Source organism: Rugamonas sp., from assembly GCF_025354735.1.
Lineage (GTDB): Bacteria > Pseudomonadota > Gammaproteobacteria > Burkholderiales > Burkholderiaceae_D > Rugamonas.
Genome location: NZ_JANXMI010000258.1, coordinates 1 through 4,355, shown reverse-complemented (window position 1 = coordinate 4,355; position 4,355 = coordinate 1). Strand labels below are relative to the sequence as shown.

Here is a 4,355-nt window from a genome sequence, read left to right as displayed (position 1 = left end):
CAATGGAAATCGCTGTTCCTGCCGGAGGGCACGATGCTGCGCTCCTGGAGCTATGGCGAACACAACTATGCTTGCGTTGAAGGCGACCGCATCATCCACCAGGGCCGCGCCGTCACGCCCAACCAGTTCGCGCAATCGTTCACGCGCAGCACCCGCAACGCCTGGAGCGATTTATTTGTGCGCCGTCCCGGCGACAAGCAATTCAAGCTGGCCCGCCAGCTACGCCGGGAATTGGCCGAACAAGAAACGAGGGCGGCACAGATAACCGTCCCGGCGCCGCCATCGGATGGCGTCGGCGCGATGTTGGCGGCGCTGTTGACGCATGCCCGCGCCGCCGCCATGCGCCACTTCCGCCGTCGAGCCGCCGCCCGCCACGCCGGCCGCCGAGCCGCCGCCCGTGCCATGCCGGGACAGCACACCGGCGCCACGCTGGGATTTGCCCGAGCGCCGGCAATTCCGCTACCGGCTTGAAGACGTCGCATTGGACTGAAACAGGCGCCAAGTTGTCTGACCATCTGGATCAGTCTGACGCCTGATCCGGCCGTAACAATGGTGTGCTCGAGTTTTGGCAAAGAACTTTTTTATTCGCCCTGGAAGGCCGCCGCGATCTGCTTCTGCCGCAGCCGTTCGGCGCGCGCCATGTACAGGCCCGATGCGATCACACCGATCGACACCGCCAATATCGTCAGCGCCGCCACCGCGTTCACGCGCGGGTCCAGGCCCAGGCGGGCGCGCGAGAAGATCACGATAGGCATCGTCGACGAGCCGGGGCCGGACAGGAAGGCCGACAGCACCACGTCGTCCAGCGACAGCGTGAACGTCAGCAGCCAGGCCGAGGCCAGCGCCTGCGTGATGTTCGGCAGCGTCACGAGGAAGAACACCTGGCGCGGTTTGCAGCCCAGGTCCATCGCCGCCTCCTCCAGCGACTTGCTCATCTCCTGCAAGCGCGATTGCACCACCACGGCGGCGTAGGCCATGCCGAGCAGCGTGTGGCCGAGCCAGATGGTGGCCGCGCCCCGCTCCGGGAAGCCGAACATTTTTTGCACCGACACCAGCATCAACAACAGCGACAAGCCGATGATCACCTCGGGCATCACCAGCGGCGCGCTGGCCATGCCGGCGAACAGCGTGCGGCCGGGGAAGCGGCGGTAGCGGTCCAGCACATAGGCGGCGAAGGTGCCGAGCAGGACGGAGGAGCAGGCCGTCATCACGGCGATGCGCAGCGACAGGCCGAAGCCGGAGATGATTTCATCGTCGTGCATCAGGGCCGCGTACCACTGCGTCGAGAAGCCGGTCCACACGATGTCCTGGCGCGAGCTGTTAAACGAAAACACCACCAGCACGATGATGGGCAGGTATAAAAACAGGTAGCCGAGCGACAGCCAGCCACGCCCGAACCAGCGTTGGAACAGCGATGTCATGCCAGGCCTCCCGCGCGTTGTTCGGCCTGATATTTGTTCAGCACCGCCATCGGTATCAGGATCAGCAAGATGACGACGACGGCCACCGACGACGCCATCGGCCAGTCGTTATTGGTGAAGAATTCATCCCACAGGACGTGGCCTATCATCAGCGTCCCCGGCCCGCCCAGCAATTCGGGGATCACGTATTCGCCGACGGCCGGAATGAACACCAGCATGGAACCGGCGATGATGCCGGACTTCGACAGCGGCACCGTGATGCGCCAGAACGCCTGCAGCGGCGTGGCGCCCAGGTCGGCCGCCGCCTCCAGGAAGCGCAGGTCCATCTTCACCAGGTTCGCGTACAGCGGCAAGATCATGAACGGCAGATAAGCGTAGATCATGCCGATCAACAGCGAGAACTGGGTGTTCATCAAGTGCAGCGGCCCGTTGATCCAGCCCAGCGACAGCAGCAGCTGGTTGATGATGCCCTGGTTGGCGAGGATGCCCTTCCAGGCGTAGATCCGCAGCAGGAAGGACGTCCAGAACGGCAGCATCACCATCATCAGCAGCACCGGCCGCGCGGTCGCCCTGGCGCGCGCCATGAAGTAGGCGAAGGGGTAGCCGATCAACAGGCAGCACAGCGTGGTGATGAGGGCGAACTTGATCGAGCTCAGATACGTCAGCACATACAGGTCGTCGCTGGCGATGAACAGGTAATTGGCGATCTTCACTTTCAGGTGCAGCACGCCGTCGGCATACGTCAGCAAATTGCCGAAGGGGTTTTCGCCGTCGCTCTCGCTGAAGCTGATGCGGGCCACGATCAAAAACGGCAGCAGGAAAGTGGCGACCAGCCACGCGAACGGCACGGCGATGACGAGCCGGCGGCCGCTGATCCAGCGCAGCGACAGCGCATTTTTGATAGATTTGAAGGAGTCGATCATGGCCGCCTCAGTTGCTCAACACGACGGCGTCGCTGCCGTCCCACCACGCGTACACGCGCTGCTCGCGCCGCAGCACGCCATCGTCGCGGCGGGCGGCGTTGGTGCGCATGGCTTTGACTTCCATGCCGCCGTCGAGACGGATCTGGTAGTGGGTCTCGTTGCCGAAATAGGCCAGCGACGCGATCACGCCCTGCACGCAGTTGTGGCCATGTTCGGCCGCCTGCGCGCGCTGGTCGGCGGTGGGCGCTTCCAGTTGCAGCACCATCTTCTCGGGCCGCACGGCGACGCTCACTTCCATGCCGGCCGTGCCGCTGATGCCGTGCGAAATATAATGCCGGCCCTGCGGCGTGTCGATGACGGCGTGGTCGGCTTCGTCGACGACGACGCGGCCGTCGAACATATTGACGCTGCCGATAAAGTCGGCCACGAAGCGGCAGTTCGGCGTCTCGTAGATTTCGCCGGGCGCGCCCACCTGCAGGATGCGGCCTTCGCTCATGACGGCGATGCGGGTGGCCATGCTCATCGCCTCGTCCTGGTCGTGCGTGACCATCACGCAGGTGACGCCGACCTGCTCGATGATGTTCACCAGCTCGATCTGGGTGCGCTCGCGCAGTTTTTTATCGAGCGCGCCGAGCGGCTCGTCGAGCAGCAGCAACTGCGGCCGCTTGGCCAGGCTGCGCGCCAGCGCCACCCGCTGCTGCTGGCCGCCCGACAGCTGGTGCGGCTTGCGCTTGCCGTAGGCCGACAGCTGCACCAGCGCCAGCATCTGTTCGACGCGCTCGGCCACCTGCTCTTTCGGCAGGCCGTCGCGGCGCAGGCCGAAAGCCACGTTGTCCCACACCGACAGGTGCGGGAACAGCGCATACGACTGGAACATCATGTTAATCGGGCGCTGGTGCGGCGGCACCGCGACGATGCTTTGTCCCGCCAGTTCGATCTGGCCGGCGGTCGGCGTCTCGAAGCCGGCCAGCATGCGCAGCAGCGTCGACTTGCCGCAGCCGGAGCTGCCCAGCAGCGCGAAGATTTCCCCCTTGTTGATGGCGACCGAAACATCGTTCACGGCGCGCAGGCCGTCGAATTCCTTGACCAGGTTGCGGATCGACAGGAAGGGCTGGCCGGCGGCGGGGGAAGCTATCGTCATGAGGTTCGGATCGAGTGAGAAAAAAATCAAACAGGCGCGGTCGCGGCACGGTAAAGAACCGAGATTATAAATGCAGCGCTTTTGATCCGGCCAGAAGTTCGCGCGCCGTCGCCGGAATCGCACGATGCGACGCTAAATCAAACATGCAGCAACAGGTGCTCGCGCTCCCACGGGCTGATGACGGTCATGAATTCCCGATGCTCCAGATCCTTGATCGCCGCGTAGACGTCGATGAAGCGCTCGCCCAGCACCGTGCGCAGCTTGTCCTCGGCGCGCAGCGCCTGCAAGGCCTCCGGCAGTCCTTGCGGCAGCTCGAACTGCAAATCGTAGGCGCTGCCGACGGTCATCGGCGTCGGCTCCAGCTTCTCGGTCATGCCGAGGTAGCCGCAGGCCAGCGTCACCGCCAGCGCCAGGTAGGGATTGGCGTCCGCGCCGATGATGCGGTTTTCCACGCGCCGGTCCTGCACGCCCGATTCCGGAATGCGGAAACCGACGGTGCGGTTGTCCACGCCCCACTGGATGTTGATCGGCGCGGCCGTGTGGCGCACGATGCGCCGGTAGGAATTCACATACGGCGCGACGATGGCCATCGCCGGCGGCATATACCGTTGCAGGCCGCCGATGTAATGCTTGAACAGCGCCGACGGCGAACCGTCGGCGCTGCTGAAGATATTCAGTCCGGTCTTCGGATCGACCACGCTCTGGTGCACATGCATCGCCGATCCCGGCTCGCCCGCCATCGGCTTGGCCATGAAGGTGGCGTACATATCGTGCTTGAGCGCCGCCTCGCGCAAGGTGCGCTTGAAGAAGAACACCTTGTCGGCCAGGCCGAGCGGATCGCCGTGCAGGAAGTTGATTTCCATTTGCCCG

At 64.3% G+C, this 4,355-nt stretch carries 4 protein-coding genes and 1 pseudogene; 1 reads left to right on the top strand and 4 read right to left on the bottom strand.

The genetic code is table 11. From position 1 onward, the window contains the following. A pseudogene (locus Q0S71_RS21210) lies at window positions 1–471 on the top strand (hypothetical protein); the annotation flags it as partial. A gap of 110 nt (window positions 472–581) precedes the next feature. Here the strand turns inward: Q0S71_RS21210 and Q0S71_RS21205 are convergent. The 4 genes from Q0S71_RS21205 to Q0S71_RS21190 all read right to left on the bottom strand — a co-directional run. After that, window positions 582–1,421: an ABC transporter permease gene (locus Q0S71_RS21205; protein ID WP_296000089.1), complete on the bottom strand. Its 840-nt coding sequence runs from the start codon at window positions 1,419–1,421 to the stop codon at window positions 582–584. Then, on the bottom strand, window positions 1,418–2,344 hold the full coding sequence (locus Q0S71_RS21200) for an ABC transporter permease subunit (RefSeq protein WP_296000087.1): 927 nt from the start codon (window positions 2,342–2,344) through the stop codon (window positions 1,418–1,420). The genes Q0S71_RS21205 and Q0S71_RS21200 overlap by 4 nt, the downstream gene beginning before the upstream one ends. Window positions 2,345–2,351: 7 nt before the next feature. Next, entirely contained in the window at window positions 2,352–3,485 is a 1,134-nt protein-coding gene (locus Q0S71_RS21195) for a polyamine ABC transporter ATP-binding protein (RefSeq protein WP_296000085.1), read from the bottom strand. Window positions 3,486–3,622: 137 nt separating this feature from the next. Beyond that, on the bottom strand, window positions 3,623–4,355 hold a 733-nt coding region (locus tag Q0S71_RS21190), incomplete at its 5' end, for a glutamine synthetase family protein (protein ID WP_296000084.1).